Here is a 24,861-nt window from a genome sequence, read left to right on the forward strand (position 1 = left end):
AGCTAAAAGACCTACCCTTTGAAAATACAGGATAACAAAAGGTTCTTCCGAAATATGGAGTAATAAACTAAAAGTCTTATATAATAGGCACACGGAGTAACGGAGGGGACGGAGCTAAACGTAATGTCACGGAGGTGCCGACAGCACAAAGAGCGACGGAGGTATAGCGTACAGATTCTTGATAACAATTTTGAGGTAAACGCTTTGTATATAAATTGCTAATAGAATTGGCAAACAAGCTCCGTCGCTCTATGCACCGACGGTGCCTCCGTGACTTCTATCGCTTTTTAATAATCCTCCGTTTTCTCCTTTTCTCCGTGTGACATTTCGTTAGAAACCTAACTTTATGTGTCAAACCTTATCACTCCAAAATCCTGAAAACCTATAAATAAACCTTAGCACAAGTATAGGTTATGAGAAATTATGATTCATGATAAAAAAGCGTAGAAAGTCAGAGGTTATAAAGTTTGTTTTATAGAAAAGGTTCAATTTGTAAACCAAACTTTATAAAAATGTATGATTCTTATTAAGTGTGATTTATAAGAGTATTAGTAAAGTTGTTGTCCCTTACAAATTTTATCAATAATTCCAGATAAAGTCTGCTTTGTTTAATACTTTCTTTATATCTTTGTAGGGTAGAAAATCGTTCACATAAAAGGAGGTGACACGATGTTGTGTGGGTGAAGATAATCACTTAAGCATAAGCGTGTTTAGAAAAAAGAATCAGATAGTAATGCTTCGTTATATCAATACAGATATTGTCTTTCAGGAGTTTCCCGATGAGGTGACGCTTGCCATTAATATTTCGGGATGTCCGTGTCGTTGTCCGGCCTGCCATAGTCAGTTCTTGTGGGCAAACAAGGAGATGAATTGACGGCTGAAGCACTGTCTGCACTGATTCATGGTGCGAAAGATACCATTACCTATGTGGGTTTTATGGGTGGCGATGGTGACCCAGCGGCTGTTGACCTGCTTGCAAAATATGTCCAAGAACGTCACAACGGTTTGAAGGTTGGTTGGTACACAGGGCGCACAGCAATCTCTCCGCTCATCAATCAACAGCATTTCGACTATATCAAAGTGGGAGCCTACCTCCGCCATCTTGGTGGACTCGATTTCCCACGCACCAATCAACGAATGTACCGCCGCTGCACAGATGGAAGCTTTGAGGATATCACTTCTCGCTTTTGGACACATCAGATAGGCAATAACCTATAAAAAAGTCACCTTTGGTTGATAATATTTAACCCAGCGTTCCTTGACATTTTGCTTAAAAATTACTACCTTTGCACTCGCTTAGAAGGTAGTTAAATTCTGTTAACATGAGCATGCGTTATTGGTCTTATAAATACCAATCCCGCTTATACAAAGGATTCGTATGTCTTGCGCTTTGAGAGTATCTTCCATTAAAACAAGGATTAAAACACAGCCTCATCTACAGACGACATCTCTGGATGACTTTGAGAGTATCTTCCATTAAAACAAGGATTAAAACAGCTCAATTCCCACGTAAGAGTTGGTTGAGCCTGGCTCTGAGAGTATCTTCCATTAAAACAAGGATTAAAACTTATAGATACTTGCTTTTTTTGTACCCAAACTTGTTTGCTCTGAGAGTATCTTCCATTAGAACAAGGATTAAGACTTAACTAACTTGTAGAACGTATCAGCTTTGATTCGCTCTGAGAGTATCTTCCATTAAAACAAGGATTAAGACTCTTTGTTACAAACTTTATCGCCAATCTTAATCTCTGAGAGTATCTTCCATTACAACAAGGATTAAGACTCATTGTCTTTATCGTAGTTCATTTCAGATGACTCTGAGAGTATCTTCCATTAAAACAAGGATTAAGACTTACACAAATTAAGTGCAGTTTCTAATATCTCTTTCTCTGAGAGTATCTTCCATTAGAACAAGGATTAAGACACCAAGTTTTCTCATTTTATTCCACAAGATAGACTCTGAGAGTATCTTCCATTAGAACAAGGATTAAGACTTGCTACCCTCTATACAGTAGCTTGTACTTGCCCACTCTGAGAGTATCTTCCATTAAAACAAGGATTAAGACTTTGCTGTCTGTTTCTCGAAGCCTACGAATGTCTCTTGACTCTGAGAGTATCTTCCATTAAAACAAGGATTAAGACTTATTAATACCTAAGTTAAATTTCATAATTTTATCTCTGAGAGTACCTTCCATTAAAACAAGGATTAAGACTAAGCCTTTTTTCTGTTTAAGCATTATCATCACCTCTGAGAGTATCTTCCATTAAAACAAGGATTAAGACCATCTTTGTTCTTCTTTGACACTGTTTTGAGTGTGCTCTGAGAGTATCTTCCATTAAAACAAGGATTAAGACATTCCTATAATTGCAGGCGCAAACAATACGAACGCTCTGAGAGTATCTTCCATTAAAACAAGGATTAAGACAACAGGTTTGTCCAATGTTAGACACAAGCGAATGTCTCTGAGAGTATCTTCCATTAAAACAAGGATTAAGACTTCTAATCTCCAGCGAGGAAACTTTCTGCGATCTCTGAGAGTATCTTCCATTAAAACAAGGATTAAGACATCATCTTATGCACGCGTCCATCTTCGAGTATCACTCTGAGAGTATCTTCCATTAAAACAAGGATTAAGACGAATTGCTAATATATAATATTTATGCTTTACGATCTCTGAGAGTATCTTCCATTAAAACAAGGATTAAGACAAATACCTCTTCAAGTACTGAGTCAACTTTCATTACCTCTGAGAGTATCTTCCATTAAAACAAGGATTAAGACAAGATAATAAGTGTTCCAAGACTCAAAACGCTTGTCTCTGAGAGTATCTTCCATTACAACAAGGATTAAGACAAGATTTTAGATAATCTTCATAAAGGCGGTGCTTTCTCTGAGAGTATCTTCCATTACAACAAGGATTAAGACCGGCGAATAATTCGTCCATGCTATCATAGTTCTGGCTCTGAGAGTATCTTCCATTACAACAAGGATTAAGACTAGAACTCAAGAACAACATTCTTGGTTCCCTTTCTGTCTCTGAGAGTATCTTCCATTACAACAAGGATTAAGACTAGAACTCAAGAACAACATTCTTGGTTCCCTTTCTGTCTCTGAGAGTATCTTCCATTACAACAAGGATTAAGACGCTTTAGAAGAAGCCAATTCTATATGCTGAGATATGCTCTGAGAGTATCTTCCATTAAAACAAGGATTAAGACAGTGTAGCGATTTTAATTTCCTTTTTCATTGTTGCTCTGAGAGTATCTTCCACTAAAACAAGGATTAAGACCTTACGTCAATGTAGATCTGACACGCAATAAATGCTCTGAGAGTATCTTCCATTAAAACAAGGATTAAGACTACTTTGTATGTTCATTCGATGGGATGATATCACTCTGAGAGTATCTTCCATTAAAACAAGGATTAAGACACTTGCATTCTCATCATCACGAAGTTGTGCAACCTCTGAGAGTATCTTCCATTAAAACAAGGATTAAGACACTCCATATACCGTAATATACTGTTCCATCGATCTCTGAGAGTATCTTCCATTAAAACAAGGATTAAGACTTTCTGTTATAAGTTTTACACTTTTCTAGCTGTGTATTCTCTGAGAGTATCTTCCATTAAAACAAGGATTAAGACATAGTATTAAAAAAGTTTATCTTCGTCGAAGTGTCTCTGAGAGTATCTTCCATTAAAACAAGGATTAAGACCCCATATAACACTATCTTTATAACGATTATAATCTCTCTGAGAGTATCTTCCATTAAAACAAGGATTAAGACCTTGAACCTATGACCTTCTGATTATGAGTCTGCTACTCTGAGAGTATCTTCCATTAGAACAAGGATTAAGACACTTGTTTAAGCGTTGTTGTTCAAAAATCTGCCACTCTGAGAGTATCATCCATTAAAACAAGGATTAAGACTGCTTACCACCATTAGCTACTACTGCATCCAACTCTCTGAGGGTATCTTCCATTAAAACAAGGATTAAGACTCACCAACTAACTGCTGACGAAGGTTAACCACCGACCTCTGAAAGTATCTTCCATTAAAACAAGGATTAAGACTAATCAGCCAGTTCTGGTATTAGGCGAATCATAACTCTGAGAGTATCTTCCATTACAACAAGGATTAAAACTTTAGTTAATCTTTATAATTCTCCTCGAAATGAGCTCTGAGAGTATCTTCCATTAAAACAAGGGTAAATAGAGCTGGCAAAGTTGAGGTGGATTATTGCTTAGTATTTTTAAGCATGGTACTTCTACTTTTTTTAGTAGTATTCTCACTTTAGGAAACATTAGACAGAGAGTAGCTTATAAGAAAAAGTCTGCTCCGCTTGACATTCTGTTTTAGAATCATTACCTTTGCAATCGCTTTACGGCTACTCCTAAATAATGGGAAATGTAATTTTAGAGTCCTTGTAAGTCAAAGAATTACAGAATAATAATGAAAAAGTTTAAGACAATAATCATGTTACTATTGGTTGCTATTGCATTGTATGCGCAGCGAACTCCAAGAGTGACGAATGATTTTAAGGAAGGAGACTTAATCTTTCAAGTATCGCAAAGTCGTCAGTCGCCTTTTATTCAATTAGCAACTAATTCTCCGTGGTCACATTGTGGTGTGATTGTAGAAAAGGAAGGAAAACTCTATGTGCTTGAAGCCTCTAATGTTGTCAAGCTCACTCCACTTAAGAAGTGGATTGATAGGGGTAAGATGGGAAGGTGTAAGAGAAGACGAGTACTGAACAAACCTGTCAAAATTAAGTATGCTAAATACCTTGGTAAGCGTTATGATTTAGCCTTTAAGTTTAATAATGACAAGTATTATTGTTCAGAACTTATATACGACATCTATAAGGATCAGTTTGGTATTCAACTTGCTACGCCCAAGCCTGTCAAGTCTTATCATATCTTCGGACTTGGTAAACTAATGAAAAGACGTGGTATGGACCCAAATCAGAAAGTCGTTGCTCCTTGTGACTTGTTATAGATTTAGCGGCATAGCGGAAACCAAGTTCTCATGTTGCCTTGTACTCTCCACAAGCAACCTGTTAACTTGTCGGCTCGTTCACTCGTCTAACTTGTCACCCCTCATGTTGCATTGTTCTCTCAATACATTTCTATAAAACAAACTTTGCTGTCACTGCTATCACTCGAAGAACTCGTCTAACTTGTTAGTTTACAGTGTGATTACTTGAAGTGTTAAAAGTGACAGCAAATGAAAACTAAACTCTTCTTGTAAGAAGTGTATTAGTCTCTTGCTTTTTTCAAGCCCTTCTCGCCCCATATATTATAAGTACTTACCCCCTGTTCCCCTGTTACTTTGTCTCCCTTCACAATTAACTTGTTCACTCGTCAACTCGTCTTCTTGTCCACTCGTCCCCTTGTTACTCTGTCTTTCTTCGCAATCAACTCGTTCACTTGTTCACTCGTTCCCTTGTCCACTTCCCTCGTTACTCTATCTTTCTTCGCAATTAACTTGTTTACTCGTCCACCCGTTCACTTGTCAACTTTCTCCCAAGAGTGTATTATTTACGTAATATCCTCCCTTTCCTATTGCTTATTTGTTTTTTTTATTAACTTTGCCTAAGTTCGCCAACAACAGGGGGCTTACAATCTGAATAACAGCCCCATAGTGCCATTAACCCTGCCCCTTGAGACAGCAGTTAAGGCATGACAAAAGAAGAATAAAAACCTAACTATTATGTATAAGCAATTACTATTCGGTTTACTATTATCGTCATTAACAGCGACACCGATACAAGCTGATAACCATCCTACGGGAGGCTATCTCTTCGGTCAGGCTACAGCACCAACGGGTGATGAGTGGCAGTCGCCAGGTGCATTGGGCTACAATAAGTTGCCTGCTCGTGCCTTGTTTTCATCCTTCTCATCCGTCGATGAAGCACGGAAGGTGCTGCCAGAGTTCGCAAAGGATTACCTTTCTCTCAACGGAGAATGGCATTTCCACTTCGCAAAAAACCCTGATAAACGTCCAAAGGACTTCTTCGCAAAGGGTTATGATGATAGTAAGTGGGATCGTCTGCAGGTGCCTGTAAGCTGGAATATGGCAGGTATTCAGAAGGATGGAACGCTGAAATATGGTGTACCAATCTATGTCAATCAGTGGGTTATCTTTAAGTATAACATCGAACCAGGCGACTGGAAGAAGGGTGTTATGCGTGAACCACCAAAGAACTATACCACCTACGAATATCGTAATGAAGTGGGTTCATTCAGAAGAAGTTTTGATATCCCAGCCAACTGGGACGGCAAGGAGGTCTATCTGAACTTTGATGGTGTTGACTCCTTCTTCTATCTATGGATTAACGGCCATTACGTAGGCTTCTCAAAGAACTCTCGTAACACGGCACAATTCGATATCACACCTTATATCACAAAGGGTAAGAACGAGGTGGCTGTTGAGGTTTACCGCTCATCGGATGGTAGTTTCCTTGAGGCGCAAGACATGTTCCGCCTGCCTGGTATCTTCCGTAACGTGAGTGTTACGGCAACGCCAAAGGTGCATATCGCTGACGTGAAGGCAATCCCTTCCTTTGAAGATGGTAAGGGTACTATCGACCTCAATACAACACTGCAGAACCTCACTGCTAAGAATGCAAAGGACCTCCACCTCCGTTGGAGCATCTATAAGAACAGACTCTTTGCTGACGACAACGAACTCGTTGCAACCTTCGAGGATACGAAGACGAGGACCGCTTGTGGCAGCAATGCCCAGACCGACCTCCGGCAGACGCTCACCCTGAACAATGTGGCAGCGTGGACGGCTGAAGCGCCAAATGTCTATGTCCTTGTTGGCGAGCTGTTGCAGGGGAAGAAGGTTGTTGAAACCATCAGTTTCCAAACTGGTTTCCGTACCGTTGAGATTAAGGATACACCTGCCAGTCAGGACGAGTTCGGTTTGGCTGGAAGATATTATTATATCAATGGTAAACCTGTGAAACTCAAGGGTGTCAACCGCCACGACACGAATCCATTGACGGGTAAGGTGATTTCTCGTGAGCAGATGGAACGTGAGATTATGCTGATGAAACGTGCGAATATCAACCACATCCGTACCTCACATTATCCTAACGACCCTTACTTCTATTATCTCTGCAACAAGTATGGTATCTACTTGGAGAGCGAAGCCAACATCGAGAGCCACGAATACTTCTATGGCAAGGCGTCACTTTCTCACGTGCCAGAGTTCCAAGCAGCCCACGTCGATCGCGTCATGACAATGACACGTCAGTTGGTCAATCAGCCATCCATCGTAATCTGGAGTCTTGGCAACGAGGCAGGACCAGGTCATAACTTCGTTGTAGCTTACGACTCTTTGAAGGCTTACGATGCATCCCGACCCGTTCAGTATGAGCGCAATAACGACATCGTGGATATAGGTTCTAACCAGTATCCAAGTATTGCGTGGACTCGTGATGCCGTGAAAGGAAAGATGAACATCAAGTATCCTTTCCACATCTCAGAGTATGCCCACTCAATGGGTAATGCTGTCGGCAACCTCGTTGACTATTGGAACGCGATGGAGTCAACCAACTTCTTCATGGGTGGTGCCATCTGGGACTGGATTGACCAGAGTATGTATAACTACACAAAGGATGGCAAACGTTACCTAGGTTATGGTGGCGACTTCGGTGATACACCTAATGACGGCCAGTTCGTTATGAATGGTATCATCTTCGGAGATGAGCTGCCAAAGCCACAATACTATGAGGTGAAGAAGGTTTATCAGTATATTGGTACAAGCTGGAAGGATACGAAGACCGCTACTCTGGACGTATTCAATAAGAACTATTACACGGATGACCTCAGCAATTACGCTATGTCGTACGAGTTGACAGCTGATGGCGTACGCGTAAAACAGGGCGAGCTCGAACTTGGTAGCGTACCCGCACGAAAGCATAAGAGCATCACGATAGCAGGCCTCAACGAGGGTCTCGACCCTAACAAGGAGTACCTCCTTCACGTTACCTATCGTCTCAAACGTGACATGCCATGGGCTAAGGCGGGCTATATTCAGGCTGAGGAGCAGTTGCCTGTACAGGTAGCAGCGGTGCGTCCTGCCCTCGACGCAAAGGGTAAGGTGATGATATCTACCGTGAAGGATAACAAGTTAGCCCTTTCAGGTAAGGACTTTACGACAACATTCGACCTCTCTAAGGGTACTATTTATAACCTTCAATATGCTGGTAAGACCATCATTCCTGATGGTTGTGGACCAGAATTGAACGCCTTCCGTGCGTGGGTCAACAACGACAACTGGGCTTACGAGGATTGGTATGCGAACGGTTTGAACAACCTCCAACATAAGTGCACTGACTATACCACCCACGCCAATGCTGACGGCTCAGTGTCAGTGGTCTTCAACGTTGTGTCACAAGCACCTTATGGCTATCGCCTTGAGGGTGGCAATGCCAACTGGAAGAAGCTGATTGAGTACAAAGAGAAGCCTTTCGGCAAGGACGACTTCCACTTCAATACGCAGGTGGTTTACACCATCTTCCCTGACGGAAGTATAGAGAGTGAGAGTGCAATCACAAGTAATAAACCTAACCTGACACTTGCGAAATTGGGTTATACCCTTCGTATTCCTAACCAGCTCGGTCGTCTGAACTACTATGGTCGTGGTACCATAGATAACTATCCCGACCGCAAGACGGGTCAGATGATTGGTATCTATGCACAGCCGAATGTGAAGGATGAGTTCGTTGCCTTCCCTAAACCACAGGACACTGGCAACCATCAAGATACACGTTGGCTCTCACTGACGGGTGACGATGGTAACGGTGCGCTCTTCGTGGCAAAAGATAAGATGAGTTTCTCAGCGCTGCCTTGGTCGGATAACACCATCGCCATGGCTAACCACCCACACGAGTTGCCACAGAGCGACTACACCTATCTACACCTTGACATGGCTATCACGGGGCTTGGTGGTAACAGCTGTGGACAGGGTGGTCCGCTGAAGCACGACCGTGTAATGGCAACGCCACATACCTTCGGTTATATGATTCGTCCTATGTCTGCGGTCAAGACGGACGCACTCGTGCGTGATGCGAATGTAAGTCTGAAGGGTGCTACCCCACTGACCATCGTTCGAGATGCGGAAGGCAACGTGACAATCAATGCAAATGGAGCCAAAGGCGACATCTTCTATCGTATCAATGGTAGCAAGAAGGCGATGAAGTACATGGGAGCAGTGAACCTACATGATGGTGGTACCATCTCAGCGTGGACGAAGGAGAACGATTGGCTCGTTGCTTCTCAAACCTTCTCACGCATTGAGAGCATCCCATTGTCTGTTGTCTTTGCCTCAAGTCAGGAGAGCGGTGAAGGTGATGCAAGTCACTTAACTGACGGCAACCCAAGCACTTACTGGCACACGATGTACTCAGTGACAGTGGCAAACTACCCTCACTGGGTCGATTTCGATTGTGGCGGTATGAAGACCATCAAGGGCTTCACCTATCTTCCTCGTCAGGACAGCAACAATGGTAACATCAAGAACTACAGCATCCAGGTGAGCAACGATGGTAAAACATGGAGCAAGCCTGTTGCTGAGGGTACCTTTGAGAATAACCGAAAGGAGAAGACCATCCTCCTCACCACCCCTGTCAGGACCCGCTTCGTCCGCCTGACAGCCCTCAGTGAGCAGAATGGTCAGGACTTCGCCACTGGGGCAGAGTTTAAGGTGTTGGAGAAGTAAAAAGGGAGGGGCGTAATTACCGAGATACCCCTTTGGTTAGTTGACGAGTTGACAAGTTATATGTAGCAAGAAATACAGCAGACGGAGGATATCATAATTATGAATTGACGGAGATTATGAATTAAAATGTTTCTATGTTACTCTGTCTTAAATTACCCTGTCAACAAGCAACTTGTTAACTCGTCAACTTACAGACTCATCAACTTGCAAACTTGCCAACTATAAGCCTCCGCACCATTTATATTAATGCTTGAAGAGGAAGCTTGTCAGGGAAAGCGCGTTTATATTACCATACAAACACAGACCATCTTGCTAAATGACTAATCTTTCAGACATGCCAAAAGAATCACAATTTTTGCTCTAATAGCAAAGATTCTGATTATCTTCGTATTACGCAAATAGTTCGGTATTTTTGCGGCATTTCGTTCGGTATTTTTGCAGTAATTTTACTCAACATTTTACAAGCAAATTGTTTCCTACACTCCTCCCCTCTGAAGGGGATAGTGGAGTGAGGCTGTATTGTCTTTTACAGCCACTAAAATCATAAAATATAGGTATTGGCGTGTAAAGAAAATATCTATAACTTTGCATAATTTCTACGCCTGACGCTAGTCAGGATGACGAATTAATAAATAAAACAATATAAAATGAACAAAAAGATTATTTTGATGTTAGCCTTCATGCTAACAACCCTTTCAACGCTACAAGCGAAAACAGCTTTAATGATTGTAGCTCACGGATCACCAATGGAGTCATGGCGTAAGCCCGTATTAGACTTAGAGCCACTTGTGAAACAACAGGTTGCAGAGGGGAAACTAAAAGGTATTGATATTGTAAAGGTAGCCTTGATGGAATATACCGAGCCTTCAGTGGCATCCGTGGTAAAGGCATGCGAAGCAGAAGGTGCTGACACCATCTTTGCACTCCCTATCTTCATCGCACCATCCGGTCATACAGAAGAGGATTTGCCAAACATCCTTGGTCATAAATACAACCCTTATGTGCGCGAAGAGCTGGCTGAAGAGAAGACGGAGATGGTACACACGAAGACGCCAATCATCCTCGGTCCCACCTTCTATTATAGCTACCTCTTAGAGAAGAGCATGCACGACCGCATTCAGAGTCTGTCAAAAGACCCTCAGAACGAGGCTGTCATCTTCCTCGCACATGGCGATGACGAGCGCATAGGCTTTTGGAAGGAGGTGCTTAACAACGTAGATAAGTACACGAAGGAGAATACGAAGATTAACTATGTTGACCATGCACTCATTGAGATGGGACACAATTTTAGTAATGAGCTGATGCCATTGCTCACCAAGGCTGCCCAGAAGAAAAAGCGTATCATCGTACAAGGAATCTATCTCACCTCTGATGTGAAGCGTATGGCTGACCGTCACAAGATGCAGGATGTGCAGAAGGAATTGGTGAAGAAGACTGGTGCAGAGATTATCTATAGCCCAGACGGAATTCTTCCAGCTTCTACCTCTCGTGTTGTAGAGTGGATTGTAGCCCAGACAAAGCAATGGGTAGAAAGCAAACGATAAATTAAAAGAAATGAAAAAACTGTTGGGATTGGGTGTCCTCGTATTGACAACCCTTTTCATCAATCCTATTGAGGCAGTGGCACAGCATCAGAAACTCTATGGCTATGTCACTGACGCTAATAACGAAGCCCTCATTGGTGTGACTGTCCATGTGCAGGGCACGAAGATAATGACAGTGACGGATGCAACTGGACGATATCAACTGAGTGGAGATTGGGGAAGTGGGACACCGATTTCCTTCAGTTACATTGGTTATAAAAAACAACAGCTGAAAGATGCTGGCCGCGAACGCATGGACGTGAAGATGGTTGAAGCCGACAACCAAATGGGTGAGGTCGTCGTAAAAGCCAAAAGCAATATCAACGCCATCGACCTTCGTGCGAAAGCTGGTATCGTTGAGAATGTAGATATCAAACGGCTCACTGACAAGCCAATGATTGACATGGGACTTGCCCTTCAGGGTATGGTGCCGGGCTTGAACATCATCAACACAAGCGACTTAGGAAGTGCACCACAAATCAGAATCCGTGGTAACTCATCCTTCCGACGTGGTAACACGAGCAACGAACCCCTGTATGTCCTAGACGGAAAGATTATCACGGCAGAGACGTTCTACAACTTGAACCCACAGGACATAGCAAGCATTAAGGTGCTGAAAGATGCTGCTGCCTGTGCCTTATATGGTATAAAAGCTGCCAATGGCGTTCTTGAAATCACTTCGCAGCATGGTTATACCGGGAAGATGACCCTCTCCTACAGCATGGATATGGGCTTGACACTTCGCGGCCGTCGAGGTATCAAACTGATGGATACGGATGAGAAGCTCGAACTGGAACGCTTACTACAGAACCCTGCCGCACCGGGCTATTTATACAGTCGTGACTACTACGAGCGTTACCATGCCGCTGACCCGAACAAAGAACAACTGATTGCAGAGGGCGAACAGCGTCTGGCAGCCCTTCGTGCGATTCATACCGATTGGTTCAAAGAGCTTATCCACAACAACCTCTATCAGAAACATAACATCAGTATTAAAGGAGGGAACGGGTCAACAACCTATTATGTTTCAGGGAACTACACCTACCAAGGTGGACGAATCGAGGGGAACGACAAACGACGTTTCAATGTCAGGATGGGACTTGACCAGCAGTTGGGGAAGATAGGCTACCTGATGATAGGCGTTTCGGGCGGATATGCTAAGAGCAATTCACCGAATGGTACAGACTTCGACCCCACCTCACTCGTTTATAACCTTAATCCTTATGAACAAAAAACAGGTCAGCTTTTCTCTTATCCTAACAGGACCTTTAACGACTTGATGCATCAATATCAGAGCGATGCAACGGATAGGAATGCTGGAGCCGACATTAACATCACACTTACCCCATGGAAGGACCTTACCCTAGCTTACGTGGCGGGGCTTGACTTCTTACAAAACGATGTGCATCGTTTCACGCCAGCCTCAGCCTTCTCAGAACAAAACTCGGGCATCCCTGTACTTGCACAAGGCATCTACAGCCGTACGAAGGGTACGACAACAAATATCTCGAGCAACCTTCGTGTGACGTACAACCATGTCTTTGCTGATGTTCACGATGTGACCCTCGGTGCTAACATGGACTACTATGGCACTAATTCAGATGCAGTAGGCATTGTTGGTTATGGCGTTGGCAATATCGATGCACCATCAGCCATCAACAACTCCCTACAAGGTTTCCGTCAACCAACGGTTAAGAACCCTCGCGATAAGAATGCACAATTGGGAGTTGGCTTCGTGGCAGGATATACTTACAACAACGTTTATGATGCTTACTTCACCTATAAGAACGATGCATCGTCAATCTTGCCAGCGGACAAACGTTGGAACACGGCATGGGCAACTGGGCTGGGCTGGACACCAACGAACTACTCATGGCTGAAGGACAACAAGATACTGACGCGCCTAAACCTCAAAGCCTCTTATGGTGTGACCGCCAACCTTAATGGTGTGACGGTATCCAACACGGTGGGTACGTTCATGTTTGGCGAGACGGCTTACGAGAACAGTCGTGTCCTTTCATTGATGTCATTGTATAATAAAGACCTGAAACCAGAACAGAATAAGTCAACCGACTTAGGTTTGTCTGTCGAACTATTAAAACGCCTCACCTTAGACGTGAACTGGTATAACCGTCGGACGGAACAAGCACTCTTGGATGTTCCTATTGCCACCAATTCAGGCTTTACCTCAATGAAAAGAAACATCGGTATCCTTGAGAACAGAGGTATCGAGTTCGGACTCAATGCAAAGCTCCTAGATGCCTACGACTATCGCTTGTCCGTAGGTGGAAACATTGCTTATAATGATAACAAAGTGATTAGTCTTTATTGGACCGACAAACTCTACATTGACGAACAATCCATTGTACCCGATTATGAGGTGGGCAAGTCATACGATATGCTCTACGGCTTACATTCCTTAGGCATCAATCCACTCACGGGTTACCCTGTCTTCTTAACGCCTGATGGTAAAGAGAAGCAAGGAACTGAACAGCTGACACGCGATGACTTTGTTGCGCTCGGCCATCTCACACCGCCTTACTCAGGTAGCTTGTATGCGAACTTCTCATATAAGAACTTCGATTTCGACATTGCTTTCTATTATGTCTTAGGAGGAAAGCAACGCTTCAATTATCAATATGTGCGCAACAAGGACAACGCCATCTTCAACGCTGTCGCAGGTCAGACGGAGAAGATGTGGTTCAAGCGAGGCGATGAATACAAAGATTACTGGACACCTTTCTATACACAGAGTATTGCCGAGGACAACATTGCCCTCTATCCTAACTCACGCACAGTGGGCAGTAGCAATTACTTAAAACTCTCAAGTTTCTCAATGCGCTATAGGGTTCCATCAAAATGGTTGAAGCAGGTGTTGCCACTTGTGCGCTATGCGAACGTTGGTTTGCAAGGCTCAAACCTCTTTACATGGACCAACTATAAAGAGTCCGACCCAGAAAGTGGTCGTTTGGTGGGGACACTCCAACCTGTCTTCACCTTCCACCTCAATCTTACATTCTAAGAAAGGATTATGAAAAGAAATAAATTGGTTTTCAGAAATATCATTATAGGCGTATCATCCATCCTGCTCACGGCCTGCAGTTTGAATATTCCGCCACAGGACATGTACTCTGACCCTGACGCCATTACAAACGTCTCAAACGCACGCTCGTTTCTGGCTTCGGCTTATCAGGCTTACCCTCATCATGAGTATGATTTCTCTTTACTTGGTAACGATTTCGTCCCAACATCACTTTCGGTTAAGAACATCACAACCTCAAACCTCTATAACTGGAACGACCTTGAGATAAGTAAGATTGCGCCAAGTCTTTGGCTGGATTATTACAACGTCATTGCCATATGTGACGGAACACTTGAGCGCATGGATGCTGTCGTAACATCAACTGATGACGAAGCGAAGGAGAAACAAAACATCATTGCTGAAGCGAAGGCATTGAAGGCTTTGGCTTACTTCCAACTCCTTAAGATCTTTGCACCTGCTTACGACTTAAACCCTGACGCACCGGGTATCGTACTGAAAGACAGACTCGGCAGAGAAGACAAACCGCGTTCGTCAATCCGTGATTGTGTGGCAACTATCAACCAATTGCTCAGCGAAGCCAACTTCACGGATGAGACCTCACAACGCAATGGTTGGTTATCGGCAACGGCTGTTAAATATCTGCAGGCTGATGTAGCCCTTTATTCTGGCGATTACGCTACGGCTATCAGCAAGGGTAATGAAGTCATCGCAAAGAGTAATGATAGCTATTTCACCTCAGAGGGTTTGAACAGTTTGTGGACAAAGGAGAATTACGCAGGACGTATCTTTGCGTTCAACACCAACACTACCTATTATTCTGCTATCCAATACAGTGCTGCTGAAGGCGATTATTTCTGCGTCAATCCGAAGTTGCTCTTTGAGAACAATGACGCAAGACGCACGTCGTTCTATTACCCATTTACAATGAACGGTTCTTCACGTACACTTCTTGGAAAGTATAATCGGAGCAATAAACTGAACCAAACGATTACCTATATCAACTTAATGCGTTATGCTGGAGCTTATTATATTGTAGCTGAAGCCTACTGCCGCAAGGGCGAGACTGAGGCGGCACGTACGCTGATGAATCATTATTGGGCATGTGTTGGTAGGACAGAAGCACCTGCAACCGTGTCTGCTCAGGACCTCTTGGCACTTATCCTTACTGATAAGCAGTGCGAGTTTGCTGGTGAGGGCGTTAACTTCTTTGACCTTAAACGCACGCATACGACCGCTCTGCCACGTTATTCACAATGGGGAAACAGCGTTAGTAACTCAATCGCAACGAACGACTACCGATGGACCTTCCCTATTCCGAAGGCTGATGTTAGATACAATCATCTGGAACAAAATGCAGGTTGGCCAACGAATTAACCTCCGTTCGGTCAGCATCCTTTCATCCCTTCAATCGGTCTGTGGCTCGCACAACACAAGGGAAATAAAGTAGAACAAAGCTCCCGCCTCAACACTTTTAAGTAGGAGCTTAAAACAGAAAAGTAGAAAAATGAAGAAGTTATTCTATAGTTTTTTTCTTATCCTTGTGACGACGCTAGTTGCCTGTCAGTCACAAGAGAATCCACGTGAGACGATGACGAACAGTGTTGAACTCACTATCCCTGGTAATGCAATCCTGTCAGAAGACGACACGGCTAGTGTCCTCGTTCATGCCATGATTGCGTTCACACCATCTGAGCGGGTCGCGCTACCATTGACTTTCACTGGAAATGATGACAACATCTTGCAGACAGACAGTAAGGAGATTGTCTTCGAACCGGGTCAGAAGGAGGTTGTCTTCCGTGTGAAATCTAATGGGAAGCATTTGCTTTCACTCCCAAGAAACATCCTGCTACAGGTTCGCGAAAGTGCTAACCCAGTGGTGAAAGGATTCGGGAAAGGCGTTCACCTCATTGTCAATCCTGATACTGACATCCCCGTACTGACAGCGGCGCAGTTGCAGTTGATTAATGACGTAAAGGAGAAGTATGGCTTTGACCTCAGCCGTCTGCTAGGAAAGGTCCCTGTCAAGACCACCATCACGTTTAATAAAGGTGACGAGGAGGGTTTCTTCCAAGGACAAGCACAACGCACCTACGAAGGACATAGCATCATTACGCTTGCGGACGATGCGACCATTGACCAGCCAAAACTGAAAATCCTGACGAACCCAATGGGGCTCACCACGTTCCTCTATGACGTGTTAAAGCGTAAGACGGTTGATGATAACGAGTTCTTCATGCAGACACCTTATGGTAAAGCTGCCGTGAAGGCTATTAACTATCAGGCTGACAAGGAGACGTTCACGGCTTCGTTGGATAATATTGGTATCAACCCAACCACGAAGGACGTTACCTTTACAGGACAGAAGGAATCCCCTTATGGCGATATGATTACGTGCATCCCGTTCAAATACGACTACTCCGCATGGAACCGGCTGTTAGAAGAGAAGGCAAAAGGAACAATCGTCGAGATTGAAGAGGATGGGAATACCGTTGGTTATACCATCGACGACGACTTCCTCTTAATGGGTGGGTCGCTCAATCCGAATAAGTTCCTTGGCGTGAGTGACATCAGTAGTGATGGCTTCGGTAATAGTCCAAGCGACTGGATTGCATCATCATCGGTATTAGACTTCACGAAAGGGACGCTTACCTTTACCTTCCCATGGGACTTTGCCGATGCCAATGGCTACGAACAGGTGACTGTCGTTTATACCCTGCACCAATAGAACAATAAACACATTACATGAAGCTTAGATTTAACAGATACGCACTACTATCCACTATCGTCCTAGGGCTCTTCCTCTGTCTTAGCACCTCAAGTAAGGCCTGCATATTGAAACAAAAGTATATCGCCTTGCCTGCCGGAATCGTGGAGGGGAGATTGGATAACGGATTACGTTATGTCATTCTGCCCAACGAGTTTCCACGGCATAACATTGAAGTACGAATGATTATGAACGTGGGCTCGCTGCAGGAGGAAGACGACCAACGAGGTGGGGCTCATTTTCTCGAACATAGTGCGTTCATTGGGACAAAACACTTTCCGCAACGTTCGCTCATCGATTACTTCGAACATCAGGGAATGAAGTTCGGACGTGATATCAATGCTTTTACGGGCTTTGACCGTACCATCTATTGTCTGTCTCTACCGAACTATCCCGACAACACAACCCTCCTTGACTCTACGTTCTTAGCTCTGCGCGACTGGCTCTGCGACATTGACTTTAACGCTGAAAGAGTGAAGAAAGAACGTGGTGTGATTGTTGAAGAGTTGCGTGCTTATCAGCAGGATGACGACTTCTATGCACTAAAGATGGGCGAGAATCGTTATGCAGAGCGCATCCCTTTGGGCACAGAGAACGATATCAACAGCATTGACAGCGAACGACTGAAGTCCTTCTATCATCGCTGGTATAAGCCATCGCATGCTACGGTGGTAGTGGTAGGTGACGTGAAAGCGCCTGAAGTGATTGCACTACTGAACAAAGCTATGGGCACAATCCCTGTAGCTCAGCATGATGCGGCGTTTAAGCCTTACCCCATGACTTATAAGAAGGGCGATGCGTGGATGCAATTGGCGGACAGCATCAAACAGGAAAACAAGTTGGAACTGATTATCCCCCACCCGACAATCATCGAGAGAACCTTACAAGATGCAGTCGATAAGCAGCGCATGCACATGCTCGTGCAATGTCTTTCAAGTCGCTTAACGACCGACGACGTGAAATGTAACGTCTCTAACGCATGGTATTTGGCTGATAAGGACCACTTCGTCTTTGCCTTCCATGGTGCAGCTTCCGCAGCTTTGGCAGACCAAGTGGCTGCGACCTCAAATGAATGTCACCGACTGCTAAAATATGGCGTGGGGCGTGATGAGCTACATCAACTCATCCAAACCCGTCTGGAGCATCTACAACCGAACACATCACAACGCTTCTCGGATGCTCTTTGCGACGACCTGACTGATTATGTCCTCTCTGGCGATCGTGCAATCTCTGATAGCAACGACCTCGAATGGGTGCGCAACCAAGTACAGACAACAACCACACAACACCTACAAACATTGCTGGAGGAGGTTCTGCAGTGTAAGAAACAGCATTGTTTGTATGCTTATACACATGCAACGGACAGCACTGGAAGTCCGTTGCTCACCGCTGCATCCGTAAATAAGGTATGGAAAAAAGGATGGAAAACCACACTGAAACCTTATGTTTTTCATCCGAAAGAAACGGAGGAAGAAGTGCACATCACCCTGCCTGACTGCTTGCGTAAGGAACCTGTTTACACCGATAAGTTCATTAAGGCACGTCACCATTGGACTAATTTAGGCGTTGACGAGATTACTCTGACGAATGGGATAAGGCTGATTGTCCGCCCAACGATGGATGGCGACTCAACGGTTTACATTTCAGCCCTAGGTCGTGGCGGTACTGCTGACCTGCCAGCGAAGATGCAACAGAAGTATCATGATGCTGTGAGCTATGTTGACATGGGCGGTCTGGAGAAGACCTGTAACGACACCTTGCTCGCTGCCATGACACAAAAAGAGCTGTCGATGACCGTCGGACAGGATGCTTACTGGTACCAGCTCTTAGCCTCAGCACCTACGGGAAAGACCTCTGCACTGTTTAATCTCGTCTATGAGAAGATGTGCCATCCGGGTATTAATCGTGACGACTTTGCTGAGAGCATAGCCTCTGAGATTGAGAGTGTTGGCAAAGAAAGCGTTTTAGAACGACTGATGTCGCACGATGTCGATCGATTGATGTCAAACACCATCGACTCTCTGGTGGGGAATGTTTCTGCAGGGGACGGGCAGGTGATGACGAAAGCGGCGTTGCAGGCGTTGAATATCGACACGCTCACCACGTATTACAAGCAGTTATTTTCTAATCCTAATGGGCTAACCATCATCCTGACGGGCGACTTTAATCCTCAGCAGGTGATACCAAGGGCGGTTGCCACCTTCGCACAGATGAAAGCGCCTGCCGCAGCACTACCGCTTATGGGGTCGCCTTTCATCCCAAATCAACAGAAGATCGTCAGAGCGTTTGAAGGGGGGAACGACCATCAAACGGTGCTGAAATATGTTTTCGCAGGTAGTTACGACCCGTCCCTTCAGGCGTCATTGAGCATGAAGCTGATACGTGATGTGTTACAGGATAGGGTCTTGAAAGTCCTACGTGAGGGGGCAAACATCGTTTATTCGCCTTACGTTGATCTCTATTACGATGGCGTCCCACAACAGAAGTACAACTTCATCATCACACTCTCGGTGAAAGATGAAAACCGCCAACAGTGTGAGCAATTGCTGAAGGACATCCTTGACGAACTAAAGGAGAAACCTATCAGCGAGGCTGAACTCTACAAGATGAAACGCTCCTTCCTCGTCACAAAGGATAAGGTGCTCACGGACAAGGCACCAACGGAATGGAAGAAAGCACTGATGACACTCGTGAAGAATGGGGAGTCGCTCTCTGATTTCAACGACTATCCGTCTGTGCTTCACAGTATAACGCCAAAAATGCTACAAGAAATGATAAACGAAATGTTGAATTGGAACCACAGAATCGTGGTTTATAAATCGCAGAAACAATGAACAGAACAAGAATCTTACGTATTGTCTTCACGCTGCTTTGCTTATTGATGACAACACTGACACATGCTGAGAAACAGCCTGAAGCTTATAAGCTCTACGATAACAAGGGGAACGTCATCACCTATGACCAACTGATTAAATCTCTTTCAAAGGTTGACGTCGTCTTCATTGGCGAAATCCATAACTGTACCATCACCCACTGGCTTGAACTAAAGTTATTAGAGAGTTTATACAAAGCGGATAAAAAGAAGCTGAAGATAGGTTTAGAGATGTTTGAACGTGACAACCAACTGATTCTCAACGAGTATCTACAAGGACAGATTACGAGCGACCGCTTTGAAGATGAAGTCCGCCTGTGGCCTAACTACAGCACTGATTATGCCCCATTAATCAGCTTCGCACGTGAGAATCACGTTCCCGTCATCGCTACAAATGTGCCACGCCGCTATGCTACTGCGGTGAAGGAGCATAGTCTTGCCTACCTCGATTCACTCTCTGCGGAAGCGAAATCATATATGGCTCCCCTGCCAATTGAGTATCAAGAGAACGAAAATGCGGAACAGGGCTTCGCCATGATGGGTATGCTCGGAAAGAACAAACATTCGAATGCACGCCAGATTGCGGAGGCACAAGCCATCAAGGATGCCACAATGGCTTGGAGCATTGCCAACAACCTGCAAGAGAAATTCGTGCACTTCAATGGCAATTTCCACTCTGACGGACGTAATGGTATCATCCCTTACCTCCTTAAATATAAACCAGGCGTATCCTATGCCGTGGTAAGAGCCGTGCGACAAGAAGATATCTCCAAATTGGAAGACACCTTCAAGGGGCTTGCCGATTACTATATATGTGTCCCAGAGGACATGACGACTTCCTATTAATCCTATATCATGATTCCTTTATAAAGCTTATATTATTGTGTTCCTGGCAGTAAGCTTCCGCTTACTGCCAGTTTTTTTTGCTCTATAACAAATCATGTGGGTGATTCGCCATAGAGCCTAAAATTATTTTTGGAAGGTATAGTCTCCACCTAGACACAACTCCAGATTGGTCTTAGTTTTAATATGCTTAACGCACATTAAATCCCTACTCTTCCACATACAGCAATGGTGTTAACCCTTCGCACATGTGGTGCATACCATCCGCACCATTAGTGCTAAGCACCCGCACCACATGTGCTAAGCACCCGCACCAAACCGGTGGAGAATGATTATAATAATGATTGAAGGTAATTACGAAGATCTTTCCAATGATAATACGGGAAGACATCTGTGTGTAATGCAAGATGTGCCTCTTTTTCGTTATGGAGGACCTTCACCAAGATATCATTCTTTTTATTCTTATAGAAAACAAACTGAATGTTGCCTGCCATGGGTACAGCCTTGAAATCACTCCACACATTATAGACTTCATAAGGATTACTAACACTGACATCAAAGTGTTCAAGTTTGATGAGAGCCAGCAATGGAATAATGTTGCCATCATGACCGAATCTCAAGGTGGCTGCAATGTTCTTATTTGCAATTGCCTCATCGGCACTTTCTATTATATTCTTCACCAATGGCGCAGCCTTACCTGGACAAGCACCTTTTCCATCTGCATGGTTGGCGCCATCAACATAAAACTTATAGTTGATGACCTGCCACAGGTCGAACAACTCACGATTGGTCAGCACCTGAGGCAACTGAATATTGGTATCAATGTCCTGCATATCAACAACTATCCAATAAAGTCCCCACATGAGTTCGCTTGGATTTACCTTCTTCAACACGTAGATGCTATCGTTAAAAATAGACTGACACATACGTTCTGGGTGCGTCTGAGCGAGTGAGAACTTGCGATATTCCTCCACCTAGGGGCCATGCTTTCCATCGGCAAATGCATTTGAGGCTTTCGACTGCCAGTTCAAATATTTCACATATTTTTCACTAGCCTCGAGATGCATGTCAAGTCCAGGTGATAATCCTTTAAGTTCATCGCAGAAGGCAGCCATGCTCATTGCACACCGCAAGGACATGGTGGATCTTGCAGAAACCTTCTTCCCCTTTCGAAAAACTTCAGGATAGTGGGCATACATTCGATGTGCAATTCCACGATGCTGACGCTCACCTACCGAAGTAAGGTCACCACCTCTACCCTCTACCACGGGCCACAACTCTTCGAGTTTAGTAAGCAAGTTGCGTCCCAAGTCAGTCAATGCTTGCTGCGCCTGTGCATCCTTGAGCAAGTCTATAATCCATTTATAGTCCCTGTCACCCAAGAGAAAACGAGAACCAAAAAAAAGACCACTTCTGTACTCGATTAGGAGTAAAGAAATGGTCTTTTTCTTTGCTTTTAGGAAAACTCAACTTAAAGTTTGAGAATTCTCAATTAATAAAATTGTATATTTATACACTCTTAAAGGGGAGGGTCGCCATCTTGCATATCATCCCTTCCTAAGGCGATTATCACTTGAAAACAAGAGTGTTACAATTACAACAAGAGGGGATTTTTAGATAAAAAACGTAAAATTAGCATAAGATCCTACACTTTTATCATTTTTTTTGAGAATAAAACTTTGAAGTAAGGAAAAAATATATATTTTTGCCAACGAATTACGATGAAAACGACACGGCATATAATAAGAACAACTCAAATATTGTGAAAAGTAAAAAGTGCACCTTACTAATTTAGAATAAGATTGAGAAACGAAACTCATAGATAAGTTTGGAAAACGACATTAATAAGATAATAAGATAAATTGTAAAGGTTGGTTCGGTTAATCAGCTTGTGACGTTTTGCTTCTTAGTTAAGCGAACTCATCCGTCTGCGTAAACGTGCATAGCTATCTATGTGTCAGAAATGAAGGTGGAGATAAGCCAAAGCTAATATTGCAGGAAGTCGCAAAAGCGGTGAGGTGGCATGAGGATTCGTCCTTATGGTGCTACCAGGAGAACAATCCTGAATGATCATTCTAGCTGCATGATGTTGATTGTGTAAGCTATTACGATATAAACCGCTGACTCAAGTGGTTTCTTTTTACCTATTAATATTAACAAATCAAAAAATTAAAGAAATGAACAGTTCTTTACTTAAGGCAGTTTTGCCTGCCACATTGGCCTTACTTGCCATGACCTTTGGTTCTTGCTCTCAAGATGAGTTAGTAACCCAGTCAAAGGAAGAAGGAAAAACGGAGGTTGGAACTCAAGCTGATATCCAAAACTATCTCCGTACCTTACCTTTGGCACCACAGATGACGCGTGCCAACACACCCGTTGACCCTGAAGATGGTTCGCCAATACCAACTAATGAAGGCGACTCTGTTATTGAGGAACATGGTAGCCTTGATGGTATTCCTGGTAACTGGGTAAAAACGACACGTCGTTACAAGATGACGCACTCGTTTGATGAGAACTTCCTTTTCGACCCAACCGTTGATATTATCTATCCTGGTTGTGTTCTTAAGGGTGGTACCATCGCTAACGGAACCTATGCTATGATTACATCTCACCAGACGGGTGACATTACATTCTCTATCAGCTTGGCACCTGCTAATCCTGCAGAGGCTCACGCTACATCTGCTACGATTCCAAATATTCGTAAGAGCGAATACCAGGAAGTGTGGAACAAGTGGGCTACCATGGATTGGAAGGAATCACCAGTCACAACGATTGAGAGTGTTGAGAAGATTAATTCACAGGAAGAGCTTGTTACAAAACTTGGCGTAGCAGTGACAACTCCTGTTGGTAATGGGTCAGTGAACCTTGGTTTCAACTTCAATAAGAAGCGTAACCATATCCTTGCTCGACTTATTCAGAAGCACTTCTCTGTGTCAACAGATGCTCCAAAGAAGGGTACAATCTTTGAGTCTATTGACAAGGATGCACTCGATGGTTATCAGCCTGTTTACATTTCTAATATCAACTATGGCCGTGTTATCTACCTCTCTATTGATACCGATGAGAGTGAAAAGAATATCAATGAGGCTATTGAGTTTGCACTCAATCAGATTAAGGGTGTTGATGTAAACGTATCAGTTGATCAGGCCCTTACCTACAGAAAGATGCTTGCTAAGAGCGATGTTCATATCACTGTTCTTGGTGGTGGAAAAACCATCCAGCAGGAAATCCTCAAGGGTGATATCGACTCATTCCAGAAGTTCTTGGCAGCCGACATTCCAATGGAGCAGATGCAACCAATCAGCTTCTCACTCCGTTATGCTGTGGATAACTCACAGGCTCGCGTCGTAACTAATAACGAATTTACTGTAACACAGCGCGACTTCGTTCCAGTATTTAACAAGGTACGTATGCAGCTTCGTTTCCTCGGCTTCTCTGGTAAGAATACAGGTCCTTTCCCAAATATTGATAAGGACGCAAGAATATGGGGTGACGTAGGTATTTCAATGAACGGTCAGGAAACTGGACTCGTTAGCATACCTAAGAATAATCCTTTCTATTTCGATTATCGTGAGAAGGACGAGACGATGCACCCATTCGATCAGAACAATGTCGTAAACATTGAATTCGATAAGACGGGTGACGAGAGCTTAGAGGACTTCATTGATCATCAAAAGATTTCATTCTACACCGATCTTCATTCAGCAAGAGGTAATTACAATTTTGGAAAACTTAATTACGACCATACATTTGGTACACTCTATTCACTTTTCAAGAGTGACAACCGCGTTATTAAGTTGGATTGCTCTCGACAGAAAGTCAGAGTCTCTGCCTATGTAGAGATCATGGATCTCAAATTCTTTAACAAGTAATCAATATCCCAATCCGTTCAATAGGAGAAAAAAAATACAGCCAACACCTTATCTCAACACGAGAAAAGGAGTCGGCATGACAAAAAAATACTCTTCTATCATGAAACATGTAAGCTTAAAAAATGGCTTGCAGACATCTCCTATTGGGC

At 43.7% G+C, this 24,861-nt stretch carries 11 protein-coding genes, 1 pseudogene and 1 CRISPR repeat array; of the genes and pseudogenes, 10 read left to right on the top strand and 2 right to left on the bottom strand.

What is annotated here, in order from left to right:
• Nucleotides 1–733 precede the first annotated feature (733 nt).
• The 9 genes and pseudogenes from nrdG (at nt 734) to J4856_RS05065 (ending at nt 20,843) form a co-directional block, all read left to right on the top strand.
• Nucleotides 734–1,218: pseudogene (nrdG, locus tag J4856_RS05025) on the top strand (anaerobic ribonucleoside-triphosphate reductase activating protein).
• A 170-nt stretch (nt 1,219–1,388) separates the two neighbouring features.
• Nucleotides 1,389–4,218: a CRISPR direct-repeat array (repeat unit 37 nt; unit sequence CTCTGAGAGTATCTTCCATTAAAACAAGGATTAAGAC).
• A gap of 237 nt (nt 4,219–4,455) precedes the next feature.
• On the top strand, nt 4,456–5,001 hold the full coding sequence (locus J4856_RS05030) for a YiiX/YebB-like N1pC/P60 family cysteine hydrolase (RefSeq protein WP_025838984.1): 546 nt from the start codon (nt 4,456–4,458) through the stop codon (nt 4,999–5,001).
• Between the two features lie 714 nt (nt 5,002–5,715).
• Nucleotides 5,716–9,735 (top strand): glycoside hydrolase family 2 TIM barrel-domain containing protein, encoded by a 4,020-nt coding sequence (locus J4856_RS05035; RefSeq protein ID WP_065367948.1) that lies wholly within the window; start codon nt 5,716–5,718, stop codon nt 9,733–9,735.
• Between the two features lie 647 nt (nt 9,736–10,382).
• Nucleotides 10,383–11,279 (top strand): sirohydrochlorin chelatase, encoded by an 897-nt coding sequence (locus tag J4856_RS05040; protein WP_025838982.1) that lies wholly within the window; start codon nt 10,383–10,385, stop codon nt 11,277–11,279.
• Nucleotides 11,280–11,289: 10 nt separating this feature from the next.
• Nucleotides 11,290–14,340 carry a SusC/RagA family TonB-linked outer membrane protein gene (locus tag J4856_RS05045; RefSeq protein ID WP_025838980.1) on the top strand — a complete coding sequence of 1,017 codons (3,051 nt, stop codon included), beginning with the start codon at nt 11,290–11,292 and terminating at the stop codon, nt 14,338–14,340.
• A gap of 9 nt (nt 14,341–14,349) precedes the next feature.
• Nucleotides 14,350–15,735, top strand: a complete 1,386-nt coding sequence (locus tag J4856_RS05050) for a RagB/SusD family nutrient uptake outer membrane protein (RefSeq protein WP_025838978.1) — start codon at nt 14,350–14,352, stop codon at nt 15,733–15,735.
• A 130-nt stretch (nt 15,736–15,865) separates the two neighbouring features.
• Nucleotides 15,866–17,086, top strand: coding sequence for a DUF4929 family protein (locus J4856_RS05055; protein WP_025838976.1), 1,221 nt, complete (start codon nt 15,866–15,868; stop codon nt 17,084–17,086).
• Between the two features lie 17 nt (nt 17,087–17,103).
• The gene (locus J4856_RS05060) at nt 17,104–19,959 is read left to right on the top strand and encodes a M16 family metallopeptidase (protein WP_025838973.1); all 2,856 of its coding nucleotides are present in this window, start codon (nt 17,104–17,106) and stop codon (nt 19,957–19,959) included.
• 47 nt (nt 19,960–20,006) lie between these two features.
• Nucleotides 20,007–20,843, top strand: coding sequence for a ChaN family lipoprotein (locus tag J4856_RS05065; protein WP_373277343.1), 837 nt, complete (start codon nt 20,007–20,009; stop codon nt 20,841–20,843).
• A 329-nt stretch (nt 20,844–21,172) separates the two neighbouring features.
• Here J4856_RS05065 and J4856_RS13175 read toward each other — a convergent pair whose 3' ends face one another.
• Both J4856_RS13175 and J4856_RS13180 read right to left on the bottom strand, forming a co-directional pair.
• Nucleotides 21,173–21,814 carry a histidine-type phosphatase gene (locus tag J4856_RS13175; RefSeq protein WP_234967243.1) on the bottom strand — a complete coding sequence of 214 codons (642 nt, stop codon included), beginning with the start codon at nt 21,812–21,814 and terminating at the stop codon, nt 21,173–21,175.
• On the bottom strand, nt 21,815–22,222 hold the full coding sequence (locus J4856_RS13180; protein WP_234967241.1) for a histidine phosphatase family protein: 408 nt from the start codon (nt 22,220–22,222) through the stop codon (nt 21,815–21,817). It abuts the gene before it with no gap.
• 795 nt (nt 22,223–23,017) lie between these two features.
• Between J4856_RS13180 and J4856_RS05075 the strand changes: the two genes are divergently transcribed.
• On the top strand, nt 23,018–24,712 hold the full coding sequence (locus J4856_RS05075; protein ID WP_025838970.1) for a thiol-activated cytolysin family protein: 1,695 nt from the start codon (nt 23,018–23,020) through the stop codon (nt 24,710–24,712).
• The last annotated feature ends 149 nt before the right edge of the window (nt 24,713–24,861 follow it).

The sequence above is a fragment of the Prevotella scopos JCM 17725 genome (assembly GCF_018127785.1).
Lineage (GTDB): Bacteria > Bacteroidota > Bacteroidia > Bacteroidales > Bacteroidaceae > Prevotella > Prevotella scopos.

Coding starts and splice junctions, on each gene's coding strand:
- J4856_RS05055 (WP_025838976.1), top strand. CDS start 15,866: ATGAAGAAGTTATTCTATAGTTTTTTTCTTATCCTTGTGACGACGCTA.
- J4856_RS05065 (WP_373277343.1), top strand. CDS start 20,007: ATGACAACACTGACACATGCTGAGAAACAGCCTGAAGCTTATAAGCTC.
- J4856_RS05075 (WP_025838970.1), top strand. CDS start 23,018: ATGAACAGTTCTTTACTTAAGGCAGTTTTGCCTGCCACATTGGCCTTA.
- J4856_RS05045 (WP_025838980.1), top strand. CDS start 11,290: ATGAAAAAACTGTTGGGATTGGGTGTCCTCGTATTGACAACCCTTTTC.
- J4856_RS05030 (WP_025838984.1), top strand. CDS start 4,456: ATGAAAAAGTTTAAGACAATAATCATGTTACTATTGGTTGCTATTGCA.
- J4856_RS05040 (WP_025838982.1), top strand. CDS start 10,383: ATGAACAAAAAGATTATTTTGATGTTAGCCTTCATGCTAACAACCCTT.
- J4856_RS05050 (WP_025838978.1), top strand. CDS start 14,350: ATGAAAAGAAATAAATTGGTTTTCAGAAATATCATTATAGGCGTATCA.
- J4856_RS05060 (WP_025838973.1), top strand. CDS start 17,104: ATGAAGCTTAGATTTAACAGATACGCACTACTATCCACTATCGTCCTA.
- J4856_RS05035 (WP_065367948.1), top strand. CDS start 5,716: ATGTATAAGCAATTACTATTCGGTTTACTATTATCGTCATTAACAGCG.